25 protein-coding genes are annotated in these 23,544 nt (G+C 66.7%); 10 read left to right on the top strand and 15 right to left on the bottom strand.

Annotated features, from left to right (window positions below; genetic code table 11):
• Positions 1-104: 104 nt before the first annotated feature.
• Positions 105-842, bottom strand: a complete 738-nt coding sequence (locus tag HWX87_RS01600; RefSeq protein WP_176045344.1) for a GntR family transcriptional regulator — start codon at positions 840-842, stop codon at positions 105-107.
• A gap of 262 nt (positions 843-1,104) precedes the next feature.
• Between HWX87_RS01600 and lhpI the strand changes: the two genes are divergently transcribed.
• The 3 genes from lhpI (at position 1,105) to HWX87_RS01585 (ending at position 3,409) form a co-directional block, all read left to right on the top strand.
• On the top strand, positions 1,105-2,040 hold the full coding sequence (gene lhpI, locus HWX87_RS01595) for a bifunctional Delta(1)-pyrroline-2-carboxylate/Delta(1)-piperideine-2-carboxylate reductase (RefSeq protein ID WP_176045343.1): 936 nt from the start codon (positions 1,105-1,107) through the stop codon (positions 2,038-2,040).
• A gap of 168 nt (positions 2,041-2,208) precedes the next feature.
• On the top strand, positions 2,209-2,613 hold the full coding sequence (locus tag HWX87_RS01590) for a response regulator transcription factor (protein WP_176045342.1): 405 nt from the start codon (positions 2,209-2,211) through the stop codon (positions 2,611-2,613).
• A 16-nt stretch (positions 2,614-2,629) separates the two neighbouring features.
• Complete coding sequence (locus HWX87_RS01585; protein WP_176045341.1) at positions 2,630-3,409, top strand: helix-turn-helix domain-containing protein; 780 nt, start codon at positions 2,630-2,632, stop codon at positions 3,407-3,409.
• 14 nt (positions 3,410-3,423) lie between these two features.
• Here HWX87_RS01585 and HWX87_RS01580 read toward each other — a convergent pair whose 3' ends face one another.
• The 6 genes from HWX87_RS01580 to HWX87_RS01555 all read right to left on the bottom strand — a co-directional run bounded on the left by HWX87_RS01580 (position 3,424) and on the right by HWX87_RS01555 (position 7,764).
• Positions 3,424-3,750 carry a metal ABC transporter ATPase gene (locus HWX87_RS01580; RefSeq protein ID WP_176045722.1) on the bottom strand — a complete coding sequence of 109 codons (327 nt, stop codon included), beginning with the start codon at positions 3,748-3,750 and terminating at the stop codon, positions 3,424-3,426.
• Between the two features lie 155 nt (positions 3,751-3,905).
• Positions 3,906-4,145, bottom strand: coding sequence for a hypothetical protein (locus HWX87_RS01575; protein WP_034191426.1), 240 nt, complete (start codon positions 4,143-4,145; stop codon positions 3,906-3,908).
• Positions 4,146-4,161: 16 nt separating this feature from the next.
• Positions 4,162-4,452, bottom strand: coding sequence for a DUF1488 domain-containing protein (locus HWX87_RS01570; RefSeq protein ID WP_176045340.1), 291 nt, complete (start codon positions 4,450-4,452; stop codon positions 4,162-4,164).
• Positions 4,453-4,563: 111 nt separating this feature from the next.
• Complete coding sequence (locus HWX87_RS01565; protein ID WP_176045339.1) at positions 4,564-4,962, bottom strand: DUF488 family protein; 399 nt, start codon at positions 4,960-4,962, stop codon at positions 4,564-4,566.
• Between the two features lie 168 nt (positions 4,963-5,130).
• A complete protein-coding gene (locus tag HWX87_RS01560; protein ID WP_176045338.1) occupies positions 5,131-6,333 on the bottom strand; it encodes an amino acid aminotransferase in 1,203 nt (400 codons plus the stop codon).
• 45 nt (positions 6,334-6,378) lie between these two features.
• Positions 6,379-7,764 (bottom strand): amino acid permease, encoded by a 1,386-nt coding sequence (locus tag HWX87_RS01555; protein ID WP_176045337.1) that lies wholly within the window; start codon positions 7,762-7,764, stop codon positions 6,379-6,381.
• A gap of 320 nt (positions 7,765-8,084) precedes the next feature.
• Here HWX87_RS01555 and HWX87_RS01550 point away from each other — a divergent pair, with 320 nt between their 5' ends.
• Positions 8,085-8,558 (top strand): Lrp/AsnC family transcriptional regulator, encoded by a 474-nt coding sequence (locus HWX87_RS01550; protein WP_059853705.1) that lies wholly within the window; start codon positions 8,085-8,087, stop codon positions 8,556-8,558.
• Positions 8,559-8,597: 39 nt separating this feature from the next.
• On the opposite strand, the gene HWX87_RS01545 is transcribed toward HWX87_RS01550, so the two are convergent.
• On the bottom strand, positions 8,598-9,455 hold the full coding sequence (locus tag HWX87_RS01545; protein ID WP_176045336.1) for an EamA family transporter: 858 nt from the start codon (positions 9,453-9,455) through the stop codon (positions 8,598-8,600).
• A 401-nt stretch (positions 9,456-9,856) separates the two neighbouring features.
• Here HWX87_RS01545 and HWX87_RS01540 point away from each other — a divergent pair, with 401 nt between their 5' ends.
• Both HWX87_RS01540 and HWX87_RS01535 read left to right on the top strand, forming a co-directional pair.
• Positions 9,857-11,530 (top strand): alkaline phosphatase family protein, encoded by a 1,674-nt coding sequence (locus HWX87_RS01540; protein ID WP_176045335.1) that lies wholly within the window; start codon positions 9,857-9,859, stop codon positions 11,528-11,530.
• A 95-nt stretch (positions 11,531-11,625) separates the two neighbouring features.
• Positions 11,626-13,047: a cytochrome c peroxidase gene (locus HWX87_RS01535; RefSeq protein WP_176045334.1), complete on the top strand. Its 1,422-nt coding sequence runs from the start codon at positions 11,626-11,628 to the stop codon at positions 13,045-13,047.
• Positions 13,048-13,071: 24 nt separating this feature from the next.
• Here the strand turns inward: HWX87_RS01535 and HWX87_RS01530 are convergent, their stop codons facing one another.
• The 3 genes from HWX87_RS01530 to HWX87_RS01520 form a co-directional block, all read right to left on the bottom strand.
• A complete protein-coding gene (locus tag HWX87_RS01530; protein WP_176045333.1) occupies positions 13,072-13,803 on the bottom strand; it encodes a class I SAM-dependent methyltransferase in 732 nt (243 codons plus the stop codon).
• 241 nt (positions 13,804-14,044) lie between these two features.
• A complete protein-coding gene (locus tag HWX87_RS01525; protein WP_176045332.1) occupies positions 14,045-14,497 on the bottom strand; it encodes a type VI secretion system amidase immunity protein Tai4 in 453 nt (150 codons plus the stop codon).
• Entirely contained in the window at positions 14,494-14,994 is a 501-nt protein-coding gene (locus HWX87_RS01520) for a type VI secretion system amidase effector protein Tae4 (RefSeq protein WP_176045331.1), read from the bottom strand. The genes HWX87_RS01525 and HWX87_RS01520 overlap by 4 nt, the downstream gene beginning before the upstream one ends.
• A 295-nt stretch (positions 14,995-15,289) precedes the next feature.
• Between HWX87_RS01520 and HWX87_RS01515 the strand changes: the two genes are divergently transcribed.
• The 4 genes from HWX87_RS01515 (at position 15,290) to HWX87_RS01500 (ending at position 19,399) form a co-directional block, all read left to right on the top strand.
• Positions 15,290-16,000, top strand: a complete 711-nt coding sequence (locus HWX87_RS01515; RefSeq protein WP_176045330.1) for a GntR family transcriptional regulator — start codon at positions 15,290-15,292, stop codon at positions 15,998-16,000.
• Positions 16,001-16,072: 72 nt separating this feature from the next.
• Positions 16,073-16,879 carry an SDR family oxidoreductase gene (locus HWX87_RS01510; protein WP_176045329.1) on the top strand — a complete coding sequence of 269 codons (807 nt, stop codon included), beginning with the start codon at positions 16,073-16,075 and terminating at the stop codon, positions 16,877-16,879.
• 35 nt (positions 16,880-16,914) lie between these two features.
• Positions 16,915-17,847 carry a 3-keto-5-aminohexanoate cleavage protein gene (locus HWX87_RS01505; RefSeq protein WP_048251972.1) on the top strand — a complete coding sequence of 311 codons (933 nt, stop codon included), beginning with the start codon at positions 16,915-16,917 and terminating at the stop codon, positions 17,845-17,847.
• Between the two features lie 223 nt (positions 17,848-18,070).
• Positions 18,071-19,399: an MFS transporter gene (locus HWX87_RS01500; RefSeq protein WP_176045328.1), complete on the top strand. Its 1,329-nt coding sequence runs from the start codon at positions 18,071-18,073 to the stop codon at positions 19,397-19,399.
• Between the two features lie 65 nt (positions 19,400-19,464).
• Here HWX87_RS01500 and HWX87_RS01495 read toward each other — a convergent pair whose 3' ends face one another.
• The 4 genes from HWX87_RS01495 to HWX87_RS01480 form a co-directional block, all read right to left on the bottom strand.
• Positions 19,465-20,787 (bottom strand): TIGR00366 family protein, encoded by a 1,323-nt coding sequence (locus HWX87_RS01495; RefSeq protein ID WP_176045327.1) that lies wholly within the window; start codon positions 20,785-20,787, stop codon positions 19,465-19,467.
• A 338-nt stretch (positions 20,788-21,125) separates the two neighbouring features.
• A complete protein-coding gene (locus tag HWX87_RS01490) occupies positions 21,126-21,473 on the bottom strand; it encodes a DUF1493 family protein (RefSeq protein ID WP_176045326.1) in 348 nt (115 codons plus the stop codon).
• Entirely contained in the window at positions 21,466-21,903 is a 438-nt protein-coding gene (locus HWX87_RS01485; protein WP_176045325.1) for an STM2901 family protein, read from the bottom strand. Before HWX87_RS01485 ends, HWX87_RS01490 begins: the two co-directional genes overlap by 8 nt.
• 298 nt (positions 21,904-22,201) lie before the next feature.
• Positions 22,202-23,536, bottom strand: coding sequence for a chloride channel protein (locus HWX87_RS01480; RefSeq protein WP_176045324.1), 1,335 nt, complete (start codon positions 23,534-23,536; stop codon positions 22,202-22,204).
• Positions 23,537-23,544: the final 8 nt, after the last annotated feature.

The raw sequence follows: 23,544 nt of genomic DNA, 5'->3' as shown, positions 1-23,544 counted from the left end.
TTTGTGTGAAACCAATGTAGGACACGCGTGGTCACCATGCAAGCAATTTCAAAATAAAATCTTCGATTCTGGTCAATTTTCAGACCAGAACGACGCTGGCGCGGTCACTTCGGCGTGATGTCGCGCCGCACACGGCGGATGTGCTGCTCGACATAGAACGCCGCCGCGTCGGCGTCGCCCGACACGATCGCCTCGTAAATCAACCGGTGCTCGGACACGTAGAGCCGGATCCGGCCCGCGTCGTAGATGCCGTCGTCCTTCAGGCGTTTCCACAGCGGCTGGTCCATCGTCTTCGCGACTTCGTCTGCGATCTTCACGATCAGCGCATCGCCGGTCATCAGCGCGAGCTGCCGGTGGAACAGCCGGTCGCTCTCGTTCCACAGCGCGCGCTGATGCGGATCGTCGACGTCGGTGATGGTTTCCATTTGTGCCAGATAGCGTTCGGCGCCGGGATCGGGCCGGCCCTGCCCGGCCGCGAGACGCGCGATCGCGGGCTCGAGGATCAACCGCACGTCGAGGGTCGACGTCGGGCTGAAATCGGCTTCGGACGCGTTGTGCGTGTCGCCGCGCTCGGCGAGCACGTCGAGCGGCGACGCGACGACGTAGGTGCCCGAATTGCGCTTCGTGAACACGAGCCCCTCGTTCTGCAGCGCGCCGAGCGCTTCGCGCACGGCCGGCCGGCCGACCTGGAACAGCCCCGCGAGCTCGCGCTCGGACGGCAGCCGCGACTCGGCGGCATAGCGCCCCGCGCGGATCTCGTCGCGAATCTTCTCGGCCACCTGCTCGTAGATCTGCAGCGGTTTGAAACCGCCTTCGAGTAAGTCGGGACGCGCGGACATCATCGTGTGGCTCCTGCCCGGTCGCGGGCGTGAATCTGGAATGGGTTCGCACTATACCGGAGCGCGCCGGCATCGAGGCTGCGGGGGGCCTTCTGGACAGATATTAGAACCAAAACCGGCGACGTGCTTTATTTTCTGGGTTGCGGGTGCGCCAGAAAGTGGTATAGATTCGATCCACGCTGCCCTGTGTCACGGTATCCGGCAACCCTGTGGCGGGCGCGGCATGCGCCCGCCGTCCACGCTCACGACGCATACGACGCACACGATGACTTCCCCTTCCCCGATTCCCGTTTTCGATGCGGCCGACACGGCCGCGCTGCTCGACTACCCGGCGCTGCTCGCCACGCTCAGACAAGCCGTCGCCGAGTATGCGGCGGGCGAGATCGTCAGCCCCGAGCGCCTGGTCGTGCCGCTGCAGGGCGGCGGCGTGATGCTGTCGATGCCGTCGAGCGCGCGCGACCTCGCGAGCCACAAGCTCGTGAACGTGTGCCCCGGCAACGGCGCGCGCGGACTGCCGACGATTCTCGGCCAGGTCACCGCGTACGACGCGAACACGGGCGAGATGCGCTTCGTGCTCGACGGCCCGACGGTCACCGGGCGCCGCACGGCGGCCATCACCGCGCTCGGCATCCGGGCGCTGCATGGCGCCGCACCGCACGACATCCTGCTGATCGGCACCGGCAAGCAGGCGGCCAATCACGCGGAAGCGCTCGCGGCGATCTTCCCCGACGCGCGCCTTCACGTGCGCGGCACGAACGCCGACAGCGCGGCCGCCTTCTGCGCGGCGAACCGCGCGCAGGCGCCGCGGCTCGTGCCGCTCGAAGGCGACGCGATTCCCGACGCGATCGATGTCGTCGTCACGCTGACGACGAGCCGCACGCCTGTTTACCGGGAAGCCGCGCGCGAAGGCCGGCTCGTGGTCGGCGTCGGGGCGTTTACCGCCGATGCCGCCGAAATCGACGCGAACACGGTGCACGGCAGCCGGCTCGTCGTCGACGATCCGGCCGGCGCGCGCCACGAGGCCGGCGACCTGATCGTCGCGCAGGTCGACTGGCAGCACGTCGCGTCGCTCGCCGACGTGCTGAACGGCACCTTCACGCGCGGCGGGCCGCTGCTGTTCAAGAGTGTCGGCTGTGCCGCGTGGGATCTCGCCGCCTGCCGCACGGCGCGCGATACGCTCGCGGCGCGCAAGGCCGGCTGACCCGGCGCCGAAGCCCTTCAGCCGCGCACGCGGCACCGCAACATCGGAGCCGCTCCGGCGGTTTCCCGTACGCGTTGTAGGAAACGCCCTACAACGCGTCGAAGCGGCCTACACAAACTTCCAATTCGGCCGATTTCAATTTCGGCGGCGCAACACGATACTGCCGGCATGAATGCCAGCCTGTCACCCGCCGCGCTCAGGGTGTTTCTCGTCGATCACGCCGTCGCCGTCCGGCAGCGGATCGCGCTGCTCGTCGGCGCGATCCGCGGCGTCGCCGTCGTGGGCGAAGCGGAAGACGGCCAGGACGCGTGGACGCATATCCGCAGCAGCCAGGCGGATGTCGTGATCGTCGACGTGCGGCTCGCGGACGGCAGCGGCCTCGACCTGATCGGGATGCTGTCCAGGCTCGCGCCGCGCATCGTCACGATCGTGCTGACGAATCATTCGGCGCCGGCATTCAGAGAGGCATGCGCGACGGCGGGAGCCGACTACTTCTTCGACAAGACCGTCGAATTCGACGCTGCATGCCGTGTCATCGAATCCCTGGTGCACGCTCGCGTGCACCGCCCCTGACGAGCCGGAGTGACTTATGTCCACAGCCACCGCCTGCGCCGCCGACGTCTCCGTCGTACCCCGGCCAACGATTCCGCTGCGCGCGGTCGCGCGCGCCGATGCCGCCAAACATCCGGCCGCACGCTGCTCGGCCTGCGCGATGCGCTCGATGTGCCTGCCGCCGCACCTGACGGCCGCCGAATACGGCCGTCTCGACGCGATCATCTGCACGACCCGGCACGTTCGCCAGGGTGACGCGCTGTTCCGCATCGACGATCCGTTCCAGAGCATCTATGCGGTGCGCGCGGGGTCGTTCAAGACGGTGATGATGCATCGCGACGGCCGCGAGCACGTGACGGGATTCCAGATCGCCGGCGAAACGCTCGGCATGGACGGCATCGGCGGCGGACAGCATTGCTGCGACGCGATCGCGCTGGAAGACAGCGTCGTGTGCATCATCCCGTTCGGCGCGCTCGAAGCGGCGTGCCGCGAGATGAAGCCGATGCAGCACTTCCTCTACCAGATGCTGAGCAGCGAGATCGTCCGCGAATCGAGCCAGATGCTGCTGCTCGGCACGATGTCGGCCGAACAGCGCGTCGCGCATTTCCTGCTGAACCTGTCGTCCCGTTTCGAGGCGCGCGGCTATTCGGCGACCGAATTCAACCTGAGGATGACGCGCGAGGAAATCGGCTGCTATCTCGGGATGAAGCTCGAAACCGTCAGCCGGATGTTCTCGCGGTTCCATCGCGAAGCGCTGGTCGAAACGCGCGGCAAGCGCGTCCGCATCATCGACGCACAAGCGCTCGCGCGTGTCTGACGCGCGCTGCCGGATCACCCGCGCAGCGCCACCCTTGCGCCGCTCGCCTGCCACGCGATCAGCGCCTGTTCGGCCTGTGCGAAGGCGCGGCGCAGCGCATCGTCGACGTCATTGCCGACGCACGGCGGCAGCGGCCTGAGCGCCGCGTCGTGCATCACCAGCTCGAGCCGCACGTCGTACAGCCACCCGCCATCGGTCGCCGCGCGCGATTCGATCGCGAGGTGGCAGCCGTCGATCAGCGCGCGGAACCGTTCCAGCCGCACCAGCTGCGCGCCGGCCTCGGCTTCGACCGCTGCGGTCCCCGTAAATCCACGGCAGGCGATCTGCATGCCCACGCCCATGTCCGACTCTCCTGACGGCGCCGCCCGCTCGTCGACCGCCTTGCTTGCGCCGCCCGCATCACGATGCGGCGGCATGCGTTTCCCGTGGCGCGGCGCGACGCTTCGTTCGCTGCCCGGCCGACCATCCTCCCGCGCCGTGCCGGGCGCGGGGCCGTTCATACGTTGAAGACCTGCGACGTCTTCATCTCGATCCAGGTCATGCCGGCGCGCAGCCCTTCGATCATGGCCTCGCGCTCGGTCGGATACGCATGGCTGTGCTCGAACGTATGATGAAACCGCGCGGCGCCGGCGCCGTGCTCGACGGACACGCGGCAGCGGAACTCGCCCGATTCGCACGGGCGCGTCTCGACTTCGACCGACCAGTCGCGTTCGTGAATGTTGCCCTGCAGTGTCATGCACCCTCCTGCGATATCAGTCTTCGAGCCGGAAGTGACCGCTGTGCAGCAGCACCGGCCGGCCGCCGATTTCCTCGAGCATCCGTCGCGCCATCGCCTCGATCGCCGACCGGTGCCCATCGAATGCGGCCAGCAGGTCGCGTTCGAGCAGCGACCGCGCGCCGAAATGGTCTTCCAGCGCCTCGGCCGTGACCGCGCACTGTACGCAACGCCCGTCGACCAGCGCCGAAAACGCGACGACCAGATCGCGCGCGCAATATTCGGGCGGCTCGGGCGGAAAGGTAATGTGCATCGGTCGGCCTGTCATCGTCGTGATGGCTCCATGACGAGAGCATAGTGGCGCGCGCGGCCGCGCGCTTGACCCACGTCAAGCGGTTCGCTGCACCGCACGATCATGACGCTGCCGCACGACGCGGCTTCAGCCCGCGTCGGGCTCGATCGCCGCACCGCGCTCCGCGAGCAGCTCGCGCAGCACGCTGCGGTGGCAATGGCGCTCGTCGTCGCAATAGCAGCCGATCGAGAACGTCGTGGTGGCCGACAGCGCCGCCAGCAGGTCCAGCACTTTCGCCGGATCGCCATGCGCCATCTCCGCGCGGAAGTGGCGCTTGAACGCATTCCATTCGGCGTCGGTTTTGGCGGCCTGTGCCTGGGCAACGAGTTCGGCGCTCGGCGACAGCGTCGGCAACCATACATCATAGTAGTTGCGCGACGCGAATTCCGCCTTCGGTACGCCACGCGGCGGCCGCCGCACCGTGCCGATCCGCAGGCCCTCGCCGGCCGCGCGCGGCGTGCCGAGCTGGATGATCCGGATGCCCATGTCGCTCCTTTCGTGTTGCGTCGGATGCCGTGATCGTACCGCCGCAAGCGCACGCGTGTCTGTCGGCCAACGCACGTTGCCGCCGCGCAAGAAAAAACCGGCTGCTCCCGCGACGGGAAACAGCCGGTTCATCCAGCATCGTTCGGTGCGCGCCGGGGCGCGCGTCGCTCAGACGCCGCTCTTCAGCACCTTGCCGATCGCATCCGCGACGATGCCGACGTTCGAATCATTCAGGCCCGCCACGCACATCCGGCCCGAGCGCAGGATATACACGCCGTGCACTTCGCGCAGCGCGTCGACCTGCGATTCGGTCAGGCCCGTGTACGTGAACATCCCGCGCTGCTTCACGTAGCGCGTGAGCGCCTCGCCGCTGACGTGGTCGCGCAGGCCGTCATGGATCGACTGGCGCATCCGCGCGATGCGGCGGCACATCGCCGACAGTTCCTCTTCCCACTGCTTGCGCAGCGCCGGCGTGCCGAGCACGGCCGCGACGACCTTCGCACCGTAGGTCTGCGGGTTGCTGTAGTTCGAGCGCACGGCGCCGGCCAGCTGGCCGAGCACGCGATCGGCCGCGGCCGCATCCTCGCAGACGACGCTCAGGCCGCCCACGCGCTCGCCATACAGCGAAAAGTTTTTCGAGAACGAGTTCGCGACCAGTGCCGGCACACCGCGGCGGGCCAGTTCGCGCACCGCGAATGCGTCCGCGTCGAGGCCCGCGCCGAAGCCCTGGTACGCCATGTCGACGAACGGCAGCAGCCCGCGCGCCTCGATCACGTCGATCAGCTTCTCCCACTGGCCTTCGTCGAGGTCGACCCCGGTCGGGTTATGGCAGCACGCATGCAGCAGCACGATGCTGCGCGCCGGCAGCGCGTCGATCGCCGCGAGCATCGCGTCGAACTTCAGGCCGCCCGTCGCCTCGTCGTAGTACGGGTACGTGTTCACCGTGAAGCCGGCACGCTCGAAGATGAAGCGGTGGTTTTCCCAGCTCGGATCGCTGAGCCACACCTGCGCATCCGGGAAATAGCGCTTCAGGAAATCGGCGCCGACCTTCAGCGCGCCCGAGCCGCCGAGCGTCTGCAGCGTCGCGATGCGGCCGGCCGCGCGGGCCGGGTGATCGGCGCCGAACACGAGCGATTGCACGGCGTCGCGATACGCGGCCAGGCCGACCATCGGCAGGTACGGCTTCGGGCCGCTGTCGCGCTGCAGCGTGGTTTCGGCTTCGCGCACGGCGCCCATCACCGGGATCCGGCCTTCGGCGTCGAAATAGATCCCGATGCTCAGGTTGACCTTCTGGTCGCGCGGATCTTTCTGGAAATTCTCGTTCAGCGTCAGGATCGGGTCGCCCGGATACGCGTCGATGTGTTCGAACATGGCTATGTCGGTCTCGTTTGGAAGAGTGATCGGTCGTGGCCTGCGTCAGCGTGCGGATGCGCCGTCGCGCACCGCATAGCCTGCATTCTTCTGACGGAAGCGATACCCGACCGCGAGCACCGCGAGCCATACCGGGATCAGGTACACCGACAGGCGGAGATCCGGCGTCAGGTACATCACGACGAGAATGCCGGCCATGAATGCCAGGCACAGGTAATTCGTGAAAGGATAGCCCAGACTGCGGAAGGAAGTCTCCTCCCCGGCCGCGCGCTTCGCCTGGCGGAACTTCAGGTGGATCAGGGTGATCATCGCCCAGTTGATGATCAGCGCCGACACGACGAGGCCCATCAGCACCTCGAACGCCTTGCCGGGCATGAAGTAGTTGACCAGCACGCACGCGCCGGTCGCGAGCGCCGACGCGCCGAGCGCCGCGAGCGGAATGCCGCGCTTGTTCACCGAGCACAGCACCTTCGGCGCGTTGCCCTGCCGCGCGAGGCCGAACAGCATCCGGCTGTTGCTGTACACGCCGCTGTTGTAGACCGACAGCGCGGCCGTCAGCACGACCACGTTCAGCACGTTGGCCACCACGTTGCTGCTCAGCGCGTGGAAGATCAGCACGAACGGGCTGCCGCCGGTCACGACCTTTTCCCACGGATACAGCGACAGCAGGACCGCGAGCGCGCCGATGTAGAAAATCAGGATCCGGTAGATCACCTGATTGGTCGCGCGCGGAATGCTGCGCGTCGGATCGTCGGCCTCGGCCGCGGTGATGCCGATCAGCTCCAGCCCGCCGAACGAGAACATGATGGCGGCCATCGACATCACGAGCCCCGACACGCCGTTCGGGAAGAAGCCGCCGTGCTGCCAGAGGTTCCGGACGCTCGCCTCCGGCCCCGCATGGCCGCTCGCGAGCAGCCAGCCGCCGAAGCCGATCATCCCGACGATCGCGGCGACCTTGATGATCGAGAACCAGAATTCCGTCTCGCCGTACGACTTCACGCTGGCCAGGTTGAGCAGGTTGATCGCGACGAAGAACACCAGCGCCGACACCCAGGTCGGCACGCCGGGCCACCAGTACTGCACGTAGATCCCGACGGCCGACAGCTCGGCCATGCTGACGAGGATGTACAGCACCCAGTAGTTCCAGCCCGACAGGAAGCCGGTGAAGTGGCCGACGTACTTGTTGGCGAAGTAGCTGAACGAGCCGGCGACGGGCTCGTCGACGACCATCTCGCCGAGCTGGCGCATGATGAAGAACGCGACGATGCCGGCCACCGCGTAGCCGAGCAGCACGGACGGGCCCGCCATCTTGATCGTCTGCGCGATGCCGAGGAACAGCCCCGTGCCGAGCGCGCCGCCGAGCGCAATCAGCTGGATGTGCCGGTTCTTCAGCCCGCGCTTCAGGCCGTCGCTCTCGTTTCCAGAAACCATGTCTTCTCCACTCTGTCCGCCTCCGCCTGCAGCGGGGTGCGGCGCGCCTCGGTGTGCCGGGCGCTGTTTTGCTGTGCCGGGGCCGTTCGTGGAGCCGCCGGGTTGGGGGGACTGCAATCCTCGCGTGGCGGCGCCCGATTCGCGTCGGCGTGCCCGCCAGACCGGCCGCCGACCTCGCCGCATCCGCATTGCTGCGGCCGCACACGAAAATCCGGCGTCAGTTTAGCGTCGCGACGGCGAAATCGGGTTTCGTAACCCGTTCATGCAAACCCTACATTATGAGATAAGATTGCATCCAGGAGACGGATGAGGAAATAAAAATGCATGAACCGGTTCTGGATCGCCTCGATCGCCACTTGCTCGCGATCCTGCAGGAGAACGGCCGCGCGTCGAACCTCGATCTGGCGAAGGCCGTCGGCCTGTCGCCCGCGCAGACACTGCGCCGCCACCGGCGGCTGGAGGAGATCGGCGCGATCCGCCGCTATGAAACCCGGCTGTGCCCCGACACGCTCGGCTTTGGCGTCACCGCTTTCGTGCACGTGACGATGGAGCGCGGGCATATCCGCGACCTGTCGAAGTTCCAGAAACTCGTGTCGGATCTCGCGCAGATCCAGGAATGTTTCTCGGTGACGGGCGATATCGACTACGTGTTGAAGGTCGTCGCGCGCGACCTGAAGGGGCTGTCCACTTTCCTGCTCGAAACGCTGATGCGGATTCCCGGCGTGAGCGGCGTGCATTCCAGCGTGTGCCTCGACGAGATCAAGTGCACGAGTGCGATGCCGGTGGAAAGCTGATGCGGCGGGCGACACGCCCGGCACATCGGGCCAACGCGTTCACCGCACCGCTTCGAACGCACTGATCAGCAACGCCCCCGCCGCGATCACCGCGCACCCCGTCGCCCGGCGCGGCGTCAGCCGCTCGCCGAGATACACGCGCGCAATCAGCGCCGCGAACACCACGCTCGTTTCGCGCAGCGCCGATACCGGGCCCATCGGCGCACGATCCATCGCCCAGATCACGATGCCGTACGCGAGCGCCGCGAACACGCCGCCGCACGCGGCCTTCGCCGTCTCGCCTACGTCCTGCGTGAGCCGCAGCGGCCCCGCGCGCAGCCGGTAGTACGCGGCCATCATCGCGCCCGTCAGCACGAACATCCACGCGGTATAGCCGACCGTGTTGCCGCTCTCGCGCACGCCGATTCCGTCGACCACGCTGTACGCCGCGATCGACACGCCGGTCGCGAACGCCGTCGGCAGCACCTGCCTCATCCGGTGCGTCGCGTCGCGCCCGCGCTCCAGCCCGATCGCCATGATGCCCGCGCAGATCAGCACGAGCCCGCATTGCGCGCCGACGTTCAGGTGCTCGCCCGCGAACGCCGCCGCGCCGAGCGTGACGAGCAGCGGCGCGGTGCCGCGCGCAACCGGGTACGCGACGGTCAGGTCGCCATGCTCGTACGCGCGCACGAGCAGCAACGTATAGACGACGTGGATCGCGGCCGACGCGACCACGCAGAGCCAGCTCGCCGGTGTGATCGGCGCGGCGGCCGGCAGGAACAGCAGCGCGAACACCCCGATCGCGATCTGCAGCACCGTGGCCGAGCGCAACCGGTCGCCGCTGCTGCGGACGAGCGCATTCCATGACGCATGCAGGAACGCCGCGCACAGAACGGCAAACAGAACGGGGATCGGCACGCTGAAGCCTCACTGACGGTGGGAAATCACGCGATGCGCGCGACAGGCGTTCATCGTATGAATGCGTAACCGGATTGTCAAAAAAGCGTCGCACCGCGTTGCGTAGACGAATGGGCCGGCCACGCCCTTTCGCCTGCCCTGCCTGGCTCCCGGGGCAGCCACCCGCACGCCGCCGAATGTGACGCCGGGGTGGCACGCGGTCTGCCCCTTTCCGTTCTCTTTCGTGTCGCGTCGCGCCGTAATGAAATCGATACCGCAGCGCAACCCTCGCGAAATCACTCCGTCCCCATATCTTCATACGCGACTGTTTCAATGCGCGTGCTCTCTCACGAGCTCCGCGCCGAACCGACACGGCGACGGGGCCGTTCTCCACCATCGAAGACCTTACCTGGAGTTTCCCGATGTTCCGTCAAGCCTTGCTCGTCACTGCCTGCGCAGCCGCAGCGCTGGCGCTGTTCGCCTGCGGCGGCAGCGACGATCCCACGTCGACGCCTGCCGTGTCGTCGCAGGATGCGCTGCAGACCGCCACGCCGATCAAGCACGTCGTCGTGATCTATGGCGAAAACATCTCGTTCGACCACTACTTCGGCACCTACCCGAACGCGACGAACCCGTCGGGCGAACCGGCGTTCAGCGCGAAGTCCGGCACGCCGACGCCGAACGGGCTGACGGGCACGCTGCTCACCGCGAACCCCAACTTCACGAACACGGCCAACGGCACCGACGCGGCGAACCCGTTCCGCCTCGACCGCACGCAGGCGGCCACCGCCGACCAGAACCACGCGTACACGGCCGAGCAGCAGGCCGAGGACAACGGTCTCGCCGACCTGTTCCCGAAGTACACGGGCAAGGGCTCGTCCGGCGGCGCCGGCGCGTTCGGCACGAAGGGCCAGGTGATGGGCTACTTCGACGGCAACACCGTGACGGCACTGTGGAACTACGCGCAGCGCTTCGCAATGAGCGACAACATGTACACGACGTCGTACGGCCCGTCGACGCCGGGCGCGCTGAACGTCGTGTCGGGCCAGACCAACGGGATGCAGATCGTCAAGACGTCCGCGCAACCGTCGACGCTCGCGAAGAGCTCGTACTACATCAATGACGGCGCGGGCGGCCTGACGATGATCAACGACGTCGACCCCGGCAACGACGTCTGCTCGAGCACGACCGACCAGGCGTTGATGAGCGGCAAGAACATCGGCGACCTGCTGAACGGCGCGAAGATCACGTGGGGCGGCTTCATGGGCGGCTTCAACCTGTCGACGACCAACGGCAACGGCACGACGGGCTGCGCGCGCAGCACGGTCGCCACCGCCGTGAACGCCGCGACGTCGGACTACATCCCGCACCACAACTGGTTCCAGTACTACGCGTCGACGTCGAACCCGCAGCACACGCGCCCGAGCTCGGTCGCGGCGATCGGTTCGAGCCTTCAGGCCGACGGCAAGACCGCCGAGCCCGCGAACCACCAGTACGACACGGACGACTTCTTCGCCGCCGTGAAGGCCGGCAACTTCCCGTCGGTCAGCTACCTGAAGGCGCCGGCCGCACAGGATGCGCACGCGGGTTATTCGGATCCGCTCGACGAGCAGGCGTTCGTGACGAAGGTCGTCAACTTCCTGCAGCAGCAGCCTGACTGGCAGAACACGGCCGTGATCGTCACCTATGACGACTCGGACGGCTGGTACGACCACGTGTACACGGCGCCGACGCGCGCGTCGTCGGACCCGGTCGACCAGGTCAACGGCGCCGGCAAGTGCGGCACGGGCGGCACCACCGGCGTGAACGGCGCGACCGTGAACGGCCGCTGCGGCCCGGGCGTGCGCATTCCGCTGATCGTGATCTCGCCGTATGCGAAGCAGAACTATGTCGACCACACGATGCTCGACCAGTCGTCCGTCGTGCGCTTCATCGAGGACAACTGGCTCGGCGGCCAGCGTATCGGCGGCGGTTCGTTCGACGCGACGGCCGGCGACCTGCGCAACCTGTTCGACTTCGCGTCGAAGCCGAACACGACGCCGCTGTACCTCGACCCGACGCTCGGCACCGCACTGAGCGCCGCCCCGGCGATCTGACGCGTATTGCATGACCGCATGGCCGGCGCTTCACGCGCCGGCCGTTTCCATTTAACGCGCACGCTTCGTGCGGCGCCCGATTTCCGACCGACAGCATGACAGCTCGCCCCGCGTTCCCGTCTCCCGACGCCTCCGGCTCCTCCGCGCCGCGCGCCCCTTCCCGCCTGCTGCGCCGCGCGGCGTTCGTGCTCGGCGCGGCCGTGCTCGGTTACGGCGCGTTCGCGATCGCGTTTCCCGCGCAGGTGCCGGCGGCGATCGGCACCGTCGTCGCCGACTGGACGGGCGCGAATCCGCATCCGGTCGTGCTGCAGCGGCCTGCCGCGCAGCCGCTGTCGGCGGTCGCGCAACTCGGGCGCGCGCTGTTCCACGATCCGTCGCTGTCCGCGTCGGGCAAGCAGTCGTGCGCGTCGTGCCACAGCCCCGATCATGCGTACGGCCCGCCGAATGCGCTCGACGTGCAGCCCGGCGGCCTCGCGATGACGCAGCAGGGCTATCGCCCGCCGCCGTCGCTGATGTACCTGTACCGCCAGCCGAACTTCAGCATCGGCCCCGACGCCGGTGAAAACGACGCCGCGCCGAGCGTCGCGCAGCAGGCCGCATCGGCGGCCGGCGTGGTGAAGGCGCAGAAGGTGGCAGGCACGTCGGCCGCGCCGCAACTCGTCCCGCAGGGCGGGATGTTCTGGGACGGCCGCGCCGACACGCTGCAGCAGCAGGCGTTCGGCCCGCTGCTGAATCCGGTCGAGATGGCGAACTCGAGCATCGAAGACGTGGCGCACAAGCTCGCGCAGTCGTCGCACCGCGTGCAGTTCGAGAAACTGTTCGGCGCGCGCGTGTTCGACAGCCCGCAGCTCGCGGTGTCGGAGGCGATGTTCGCGATCGCGCGCTACCAGGTCGAGGATCCGTCGTTCCATCCGTACAACAGCAAGTACGACCGCTGGCTGGAAGGCCGTGCGCGTCTCACGCAGGCCGAACTGCGCGGACTGCGCCTGTTCAACGATCCGGACAAGGCGAATTGCGCGGGCTGCCACTTGTCGAAGCCCGGCAAGGATGGGCTGCCGCCGATGTTTACCGATTACCAGTACGAGGCGCTCGGTGCGCCGCGCAACAAGGCGCTCGCGCAGAACCGCAACCCGGCGTTCTACGATCTCGGCGTGTGCGGACCGTTCCGCGACGATCTGAAGGACCAGACGCAGTACTGCGCGATGTTCCTGACGCCCACGCTGCGCAACTCGGCGACGCGCCACGTGTTCTTCCACAACGGCGTATTCCATACGCTCGATCAGGTGATGGCGTTCTACAACGAGCGCAGCATCTCGCCGCAGAAGTTCTATTCGCGCGGCGCGGACGGCAAGGTCGACGAGTACGACGACATCCCGCCGAAATATCGCGCGAACGTCGACGTGACCGATGCGCCGTTCGACCGCAAGCCGGGCGACACGCCCGCGATGACGGCGCAGGACATCAAGGACATCGAAGCATTCCTCGGCACGCTGAACGACGAGCCGGCGCAGCACTGAGCGCCGGTTGGACGCCGTGCCGCGTCAGCGGCGCGCGCGGACGCACAGGAAGGCCGGCGCCAGCGACAGCTCCGCATGGAGTCGTTCCGACACGGCCTTCATCTCCGGCAGCGGCTTGGGTTCGACGAACCGGTCGAGCCGCCAGCCGCCGTCGGCGACCGCATTCAGGATATCGGCGAGCGGCCGCCGCCAGGCTTCGACAAAGGGCCTCGGCTCGCCGAATCCCGACCAGTGGAGCCCGAAGCGTGACGTGTCGAAATACGTGCCGTCCCCGCGCGTGCGCTCGTCCATCCAGTCGCGCATCGGATGCGCCATCGAGAACACGAGCGTCGCACCGGGGCGCGCCACGCGCCTGAATTCGCGCAGCGTCGGCGCGAGATCGCGCACGTAGTCGAGCGCGAGCGAGCACAGCACCTTGTCGACCGCATGATCCGGCAGCCACGCAAGCGGCGCCTCCAGGTCGCCTTCCACGACGTCGACCGCAAGGCCGTCGCAGCGCGTTCGCGCAAGCGCGATCATCTCCGGCGTGACGTCGAATGCATGCACGGACGCGCCGCGGCGCGCGAGGTGCTCGCTGCAGATGCCGGGTCCGCAGCCGGCGTCGAGCACCGTCAGGCCGTCGACGTCGCCGAGCAGCGCCATCGTCGCCGGCCGTTCGTACAGCGCGTTGTGCGCCTTCGTCGGCGCGATCGCCGCGTAGCGTTGCGCGAAGCTCGCATAGGCGCGGTGGCCGGGCGGTTCGTTCGGAGCGGTCATGGGGCATCGGTCGGCGGGAACTGGGAATGTCGATTCTGCCCGATCGGATGCAGGATGGCGATCCGGCTGCTCGCCCGCGTCACGACAGGCTGTCGAGCAGCTGATACCAGGCCACGCCGGCCGCGATATAGAAGCGCTGCAGCCCGTCAAACGGAATCTGACGGCGCGACATCAGTCACTCGATCCGGACGCTCGAGCAGTGTTCGTGGAGCAGAAGGCGGTGCGCAACGGCGCTTGATCGCTACTGCGGCTTCCGCGAAGCCTCGCTCCGATAAGTCCGGTTCGGGTGCAACACGAGCTGCTTCGCGACAGCGTCCAGTTCCTTGCCGTGATACAGGTCAACGCACTTCAGGAAGTCGAACCGCACGTCGCTGACCTCCGATTCGACAACCGGATTCCGGTAGTCGCGAGCAAGATACTTCGCTACCAGCGCATGAATGACATCCGGAGCACGCTCCATGTCGTAGTAGCTCCAGTCGCGCAACGCGCTGGTGCTGCTGCCGATATCCTTGCTCACGCCGGGCGCCTGCTTGTATGCGGTTGCGAGGCACTCCGCGAGCACCATGTCCTTGAAGTTCTGGAGGTATGTCCGTGAGCCGGACTCCGGCGAGGCTTGTGCCGCGTCCTTCGCTGCAACCGCTGCGGGTTGAAGTGCAACGCACGCCAGCACGGCCATGATCCAGACTCCCCTCATGACAGACTCCAGAAATTTGCGCGCTCCGTACGATACCGCGCGCCCGGTTCGTTGAAATAGCAGTGGTCGTAGCAGGTACGCCCGTTGAACAGCGTGGCGTGACCCTGCGCATCGCTCCACCCGGACACTTCGAACAGGATGACGCCCTGTCGGCCTGCCAATGGGCCTCCGTTCGAAGGTGGGTATGTCACGCGCTCTGCCTTTCCCCATCGCTGTTCGAGAAATCGAATCAAGTCCCTGACGCGGAAAAAGTATTGTCGATTGTCTCCGCCCGATACTGTTTGTCCCGGAATTCGAGGAATGACCGTGCCGGCTTCACCGAGGATATAGCTCATCCTCACTGCACACGTATTGCTCCATCGCTCTGTCGGGCTCGGATTGTTCACGTTCTTCTCGACATATCCACCGATCACTTTTGCCACGCGCTCGCCGGAATTTGCCGGATCGTAGATTCGCTGGGATGCCGCCCATGCGACGGTAAACGACGGTCGTTTCACCTCGACTCCTTGTTGTTGGAATGAATTCGACTGGAGGAAACACATTGAAAAATCCCGACTACTCGAGTTTTCGGATTTCCTTCAGGGCCCTCGAACCCGGTCGTCATCATGCATGAATTGAAATGTATTTGTAATACATCATTCATCCGTGGCACCACCCAGTCAGCCCTTGGCCTGCCTCTCCCCCTCGTTTTCCCCAACCCCGTTCGACTTGACTCGACTCCTCCGATCGTCAACACTTCGCACATCGCAAGTGTGATCACAGATCGCAGATCAAACCTCGGAGAACCCCGTCTTGGCGCCACGTATCGTCCCGCCCGCACTGAAAGCCATCGAACAGGAAACGATGGCCGACAAGGTCTACCAGCAACTGCGCGAAGCGCTGATGAGCGGTCGTTTCGCGCCCGGCCAGGCGTTGAGCCTGCGCAGTGTCGCCGAGGCGGTCGGCTCGTCGACGATGCCGGTGCGCGCCGCACTCACGCGGCTGCGCGCCGAGCGCGCGCTGGTCGACGGCCCGAATCGCGCGCTCGTCGTGCCGCCGATGACGCTCGACATGCTCGACGAGCTGCGCGACGTGCGGATCGCACTCGAAGGCTGCATCGCCGAGCGCGCGTGCGGACGGATGACCGACGCGCAGATCGCGGCCGTGCGCAAGACCTGCGAGACGATGCAGGCGCACGTCGAGGCCGGCCGCTCGCGCGCTTACCTGCAAAGCAATTTCGCGTTCCACAGCGCGATCTACGCACACGGCGCAAGCGAAAGCACGCTCGCAATCGTCGAGAACCTGTGGATGCGCGTCGGCCCCTTCCTCAACATGGTCGCGCTCGACATCCCGCACATGCGGCGCTCGATGGACGCGCACCGCGCCATCGTCGATGCGCTCGAACGGCGCGACGGCGCAGGCGTGCGAGCCGGCATCGCGCTCGACATCGGCGGCGCGGCACACGATCTCGCCGAGACGCTGCGGGCCGAACAGACACCGCGGACCGTGAACGCGAAGCCGTAGCGCCCACCTGCCGCGGGCGCCCGAGCGCGAGCGGCTGCAATCCCACAACACCAACGATGGAGACAACCCGGCATGACAGCTTCCGACCTGCTGAAACCCTATGACGGCCTGCGCGTCCTCGTGACGGGCGGCGCATCGGGCATCGGTCTCGAAATCGCAGACGCGTTCGCGGAATGCGGCGCGCACGTGCATGTATGCGATGCATCGCAAGCCGCGATTGCAGCGCTCGCCGACCGGCCGCCGCGCGCCGGGGCCGGTGCGATCAGTGCGACGCTGGCCGACGTCTCCGATCCGGCCGCCGTCGAACGCGTGTTCGCCGACGTATCGGCCCGGCTCGGCGGCCTCGACGTGCTCGTCAACAACGCCGGCATCGCCGGCCCGACCGGCGGCATCGACGAAATCGAGCCCGTGCAGTGGGAACAAACCGTCGCGATCAACCTGACCGCGCAATTCCAGTTCGCGCGCCACGCGGTGCCACTGCTGCGCAACGCCAAACACGGCGGCGCGATCATCGCGCTGTCGTCGGTCGCCGGCCGGCTCGGTTACGCGTTCCGCACGCCGTATGCGGCCACCAAATGGGCCGTGGTCGGCCTCGTGAAGAGCCTCGCGATCGAGCTCGGGCCGCTCGGCATTCGCGTGAACGCCATTCAGCCCGGCATCGTGCGCGGCCCGCGGATGCGCCGCGTGATCGAAGCGCGCGCGCAGCAGCTCGGCATCGGTTACGACGAAATGGAGAAGCGCTATCTCGAGAAGATCTCGCTCCGGCGCATGACCGATCCGGCCGAGATCGCCGCGACCGCGCTGTTCCTGTGCTCGCCGGGCGGGCACGGGATCACGGGGCAGGCCATCTCCGTCTGCGGCAACGTCGAAGTGCTGTGACGCTCCCTGCATCGCTCACCGAAAGGAATCCATCCGTGGCAAACGCTCGCAAAGTCATCATCACTTGTGCGCCGACCGGCGCGATCCATACGCCGTCGATGTCGCCGTACCTGCCGGTGACGCCGCACGAAATCGAGACGGCCGCCGTCGCGGCCGCGCAGGCCGGCGCGGCGATCCTGCACCTCCACGCACGCAATCCGTCCGACGGCAAGCCGACCCAGGATCCGGCCGTGTTCGCCGAATTCCTGCCGCGCATCAAGGCACAAACCGACGCGGTGATCAACCTCACGTCGGGCGGCAGTCCGCACATGACGGTCGACGAACGACTGCAGCCCGCGCTGCATTTCCAGCCCGAGGTCGCATCGTTGAACATGGGCTCGATGAACTTCGGGCTGTACCCGATGCTCGAGCGCTTCCGCGAACTGAAGCATCCGTGGGAACGCGAACATCTCGAGAAGAGCCGCGATCTCGTGTTCAAGAACACGTTCGCCGACATCGAGACGATCCTCACGCGTTGCGGGGCGAACGGCACGCGTTTCGAATTCGAGTGCTACGACATCTCGCATCTGTACAACCTCGCGCATTTCGTCGACCGCGGGCTCGCGAAGCCGCCGTTCTTCGTGCAAAGCGTGTTCGGCCTGCTCGGCGGGATCGGTGCGCACCCGGAAGACCTGATGCACATGCGCCGCACGGCCGACCGCCTGTTCGGCGGCGATTACGTGTGGTCGATCCTCGGCGCCGGCCGCAACCAGATTCCGCTCGCGACGATCGGCGCTGCGCAAGGCGCGAACGTGCGCGTCGGGCTCGAGGATTCGCTGTGGATCGCACCAGGCAAGCTCGCGGAATCGAGCGCCGCGCAGGTGCTGAAAATGCGGCAGGTGCTCGAAGGCCTGTCGCTCGAGATCGCGACACCGGCCGAGGCACGCGCGATGCTCGCACTCAAGGGCGGCGACGCGGTGAATTTCTGATCGCCGGGTCGCCCCCGCAACACCAGGATCCGCAAGCGCAGTGACAAGGCGCCGGCCCGAGCCGGCCGGCGCCAGGACGCCCATCATCGCCCCGCTCCGTTCGAGCGCCGCCGGCGCGGCTCCGTCGTCTGCCCATCCGCTGCATGTATCGCAGCGGCATCTGCCGAACGCGGCGCACCGTGCTTGCCGTGCGCGCCGGTTCGCCCTTACCGGAGTCGTCCGCATGTCCACTCATCCCGCCCAGGCCTTGCCTTCCGCCGCCGGCGACGCGAGCGCGTCGCTGAACCGGCTGCTGTTCCGCAAACTCATGCCGCTGCTGATCGCCGCGTACGTGATCAGCTTTCTCGACCGCACCAACATCGCGTTCGCCAAACATTCGATGGGGGTCGATCTCGGCATTTCATCGGCCGCGTATGGACTCGGCGCAGGGCTCTTCTTCCTGACCTACGCGTTCTTCGAAATCCCGAGCAACCTGATCATGCATCGCGTCGGCGCGCGCTTCTGGATCACGCGGATCATGATCACGTGGGGCGTACTGTCGGTCGCCATGGCGTTCGTCAGCGGCGAGACGTCGTTTTACGTGATGCGCCTGCTGCTCGGGGCCGCCGAAGCCGGGCTGTTCCCCGGCGTGATGCTGTACCTGACGTACTGGTTCGGCCGCGAGGAGCGTGCGCGCGCAACCGGATATTTCCTGCTTGGTGTGTGCATCGCGAACATCGTCGGCGGGCCGCTGGCCGGCGCGCTGATCGAACTCGACGGCACGCTCGGCTTCCACGGCTGGCAATGGCTGTTCGTCGTCGAAGGCATTCCGGCGATCCTGCTCGCGTTCGTCGTGTGGACGCGGCTACCCGATCGTCCGGGCACCGCGCCGTGGCTCTCTCCGGAAACCGGACGTGCACTCGAACGCACGCTGGCCGCCGAGCAGGACGCGGGCGTCGGCACGCACGGCGGCCATTCGTTCGGCACCGCGCTGCGCGACCCGCAGATCTGGCTCGCGATCTTCGTGTACTTCTGCCACCAGCTGACCGTCTACACGGTGATTTTCTTCCTGCCGGGCATCATCGGTGCATCGGGGCGCTTCTCGCCGTTCGCGGTCGGCTTGTTGACCGCGCTGCCCTGGCTCGCCGCCGCGTGCGGCGCCGCAACGCTGCCGCGCTTTGCGCGCGAGTCACGGCATTCACGCCGGATGCTGTGTGCGGGGCTCGTCGTGATGGCAGCCGGGATGGTCGGCGCAGCGGTTGCGTCGCCTGTCGCGGGGCTGTTGTCCGTGTGCGTGGCCGCGTCGATGTTCTTCGTCGTGCAGTCGATCGTGTTCACGTTTCCCGCGTCGCGGCTTGCCGGCAACGCACTGGCCGGCGGGCTCGGGCTCGTGAATACATGCGGGTTGCTCGGCGGCTTCGTCGGGCCGACCGTCGTCGGCGCGATCGAACAGGCCACCGGCAACGCGAAGAACGGGCTGACGCTGCTTGCGGCCGCCCTCGTCATCGCGGCGTTCGCCAGCCTCGCCTTGCGTCACGGGCACGAGCGGCCGGACGCACGGTCGCGCGGCTGACGACAGGCCGGATTCAGGATGGCGAGATGCGGACGCGAACGCCGCCCGCATCTCGCCTCGCCCTGTCAGAACAGATACATCCCCGCCACGAACACCACGCCGGAAAACAGCAGCGTCGTCACGCAATACCCCATGATGTCGCGCACGCCGAGTCCCGCGATCGCCAGCGCCGGCAGCGCCCAGAACGGCTGCGCCATGTTGGTCCATGCCTCGCCGTACGCGATCGCCATCGCGGCCTTGCCGAGATCGGCGCCGAGCGCCTGTGCGGCCGGCATCACGAACGGCCCCTGCACGACCCAGTGGCCGCCGCCCGACGGCACCGCGAAATTGATCACGGCCGAGCTCAGGAAGGCGAGCAGCGGGAAGGTGTGCACGTTCGCGATATCGACGAACCACTTCGTGATCACGCCCGCGAGCCCCGAGTGATCCATCAGCGCCTGGATGCCCGCGTAGAACGGGAACTGGATCATGATCCCCGACGCGCCGCGCGCCGCGCCGGCCACGGCACGCGCATAGGCCATCGGCGTCCGGTGCAGCAGGATGCCGGCCGCGAGGAATGCGAGGTTTACCGTATCGATGTCGAGCGCGAAGCCCTTTTGCACGAAACGCAGCACGAGGAACGCCGCGCACAGCGCCGCGACGAAGACGGACAGCACGCGGCTCTCCTCCAGCCGTTCCGCGAACGTCGCATCGGGCCCGAGCTGACGCTCGACGCTCGGCGGCTCGGCGAGCAGCGCCGGATCGACGCTGACGACGTCGCCCGGCTTCGGCATCATCATCCGCGCGAGAAACGGCAGCATCACGATCAGGCCGATCGTGATGAACGCGTTGTAGCCGGTGAAGATCGTATCCGACACGGGAATCAGCCCGATGGTCTTTTCCATCGGATTGCCCTTCGTGGCCGCGACGAGCGGGACCGAGCCCGACAGCCCGCCATGCCAGCTCAGGAAGCCCATGTAGGCCGATGCGACGAGCAGCCGGTAGTCGCTGCCGGGCACGCGGCGCGCCACTTCGCGTGCGAGCATCGCACCGAGCACGAGGCCGAAGCCCCAGTTGATCGCGCAGGCCAGCGCGCCGACGAACGCGACGAGCATCACGCCCTGACCGGGCGTACGCGCGGTGCTCGCGAGCGCGACGAGCATGCGCCGCACGGGCGGCGAACTCGCGAGCGCATGGCCGGTGACGAGAATCATGACCATCTGCATCGAGAACGCGAGCAGATTCCAGAAACCCGAACCCCACATCATCGTGAGTTGCGCCGGCGTATTCGGCGTGAGGCCGAACGCAAGCGCGAACGTGACGATCGTCAGCAGGATCGCGAAAATCAACGGGTCGGGCAGCACGCGGTGAACCACCTGCGTGAAGAAGCGGGAAATGCGCTGTATCAACTTGAGCTCCTCGTTTCCTGATAGGGACGTCCGCGCGTGTCGTTGTTGGTTGAGGCGCGGAAACGCGCGGATTCTTGCACAGAACCGAATAGCTTGCCTTGATGTCCCTGCCGGGAATCGGTGCGGCCGATTTCAGGAGATCGAATCCGCCATACGGCCGCCGCCGGATCCGGAAACCGTGGACCGATCGATGAACCGTAAGGAAGCGTGCTGCGGACAAGAAACACAGGAAAGAAGTGCGAACGCACAAACGCCCGACTGATGACAAATCAGACGGGCGTTTCATGAGGCGATTTTCCCCTCGTCACGTGTGTCCAGAATCTCGATGGACTGGCGACTCAAGGCTCCCAGCGTCCGCGCTCCATCGCCTCCTCCATCATGCCGAGTGTCAGTGACCGGCCGCCCAACGTTTCGCGCGCCTCGGCGCTGAACGGGGACTTGACGACCGTCGCGAGAAACGAACCGATGCCGAGCTTCGCGGACGGATAGTAATAGTGGATGTCAAACGCGGACAGATCGATGCCGAACGTCTCGGCCCATTGCCGGACGATTCCGTCGATGTCGTGCGGCTCGAGGTCGAGATCATGATGGAGATCCGTGTCCCGCGACAGTTCGCTGCGATCGATAGCAAGGTTTGCAATATCGGCCGCGAAAAACGCTTCGAGACGTTTCCACGTGTCAGCCATATAAACGATCCTCGGGCTTCACCATGCTGTTGTATGCGCCAATCGTACGACACGTGATCAACGAGACATCCGTCGCCAGGACCACCCAACCTACTCCGGGAATCGCCCGCCCGACGAATGCACCGATATTCCGTGTGAATTTGATGCGCAACATGATAAGGCTGGTGAATGAGGTAGCGGTCGGCAAAATCCGGTGCTTCAGCTCATACGGCAGCATCCGTCGGGAAACGACGGACGCGATGGAGGTACCCTTCACGGCGTCCGCGAACTTCCCTCTCGTCCGGATAAAACGCTGTCCCAGCAAGACCATCGCGATACCAACTGCATCCTCGACACCCAGCGCTTTGCCGGTCTCTTCAATGAAAATCAGGAAGAACAATTCTTCACGGCTCAACCGTTCATGAATGCCGTACTTGTACGTATTCGCCATTTTCCCTCGGATCGTTTGAATTGAAACCCGAGGGCAAGGCTATCTGTATGGTGCGGAGCGGACAAAGCACCGCCGTGGCGATCGCTGCAGCAGGAGTCATGTCCGGACGCAATCGATCGATCTCCTGCGGTTCCTACGCAGTGCCTTACGGCTTGTACTTACGGCTGTTACAGCGACATCGTTCCACGCGAATGCGCCACGGCAACGGCATTGATTTGAATAGATGCGGATTGTCAATTTCCAGCGGCACGCAGGCGACGAATGTACCAAGTTCGCCCGCCCGAGCCACTCGTGAGCGTCAGCGCGCCGTCGTCGCGGGCACGCTCACGGCCGCAACCGCACCCGCCCTTTGTTCCGCCAAGCGCTGAGCAAACCGGTACGCGACAAGCGAACCGGCCACGGCCAGCAGTATCGGCACGAGGCTGTCGTGATTCGCACGCGTGAATTCGAGCAGCAGCACGACGGCCGTGATCGGCATCTGCATCGACGCGGCCAGGAACGCGGTCGCGCCGATCAGCGCACATCCGCCGATCGATGCGCCCGGCCAAACGAGGCTCCACAGCCCGCCGAGCACGACGCCGAGGAGCGCACCGTTCGCGAGGCCCGGCGTCAGCAGCCCGCCCTCCGCGCCGGCCCGCAGGCTGGCGGCCTCGATCAGCACCTTCAGCACGAGCAGCGCCGCCGCGAGGCCGATCGTCAGCGTGCCGTCGAAACCCAGCGATGCCGGCCCCTTGCCGTTGCCGAGCAGTTGAGGAAACCGCATCGCGAGCACACCGATCACCGCGAAATTGACCAGCGAAAACACGGGCAGCCGCCAGTCTTTCGGCGCGTTCGCCCGCGCGCGGGTCGTGAGCCGCACGAAGCCATACGCAGCGAAACCGAACAGCGGCCCGCAGACGATCGACCATGCAACGAGCGGCGTGCTCAGCACGAACGGCGGCACCGTGTACTGGTGCTCGTTGCCGAGCCCAACCCACGCGACGACGGCCGCGATCGCCGATGTCACGACTGCCACCACCAGCGCCCGCAGTTCGAACGTGCCGAGCAGCACTTCGAGCACGAAGATCGCGCCGCCGAGCGGCACGTTGTAGACCGCCGCAAGGCCCGCGCCGGCGCCGCACGCGACCATCAGCCGGCAGTCGTCGGGTGAAAGCCCCGCGGCATGGGCCAGCCGCCCGGCGAGCAGCGAACCGATCTCGCGCGGCGCGACTTCGCGGCCGAGCGGCGAGCCGAGTGCAACGGTGACGATCTGCAGCAGCGCATGAACCGTCGTGCTGACAAACGGCATCCGCGGATCGGCCGCACGCACGGCGCGGCGGATGCTGACCAGCGGCCGGCCATACCGGTAAAGCGCCCACCAGCCGCCACCGGCGACGACCCCGCAGACGATCAGCACCACCACCCGGCGCAGCGGATCGGCACCGGTCACGCCGCTGAGAAAGCTCTCGGAACCGATCACGTGCGCGACGCTGTAGCCGTACGCAATATGCTGGATCGCATGCAGCAGCAGCGCGAGCAGCATGCCGCCGACGCCCGCTCCGACACCGGTCAGGACCGTGACGACGGCCATGCGCGCGAACGGGCTGGCGGGCAGCGAAGAGGATGCGGGAGCGGACGGGAGATCGAGGCGCATGAGGTCGG

The organism is Burkholderia sp. BCC1644 (genome assembly GCF_902833225.1).
Lineage (GTDB): Bacteria > Pseudomonadota > Gammaproteobacteria > Burkholderiales > Burkholderiaceae > Burkholderia.
The sequence above is the reverse complement of the archived record's forward strand: the minus strand, read 5'-3'. Positions and strand labels throughout refer to the sequence as shown.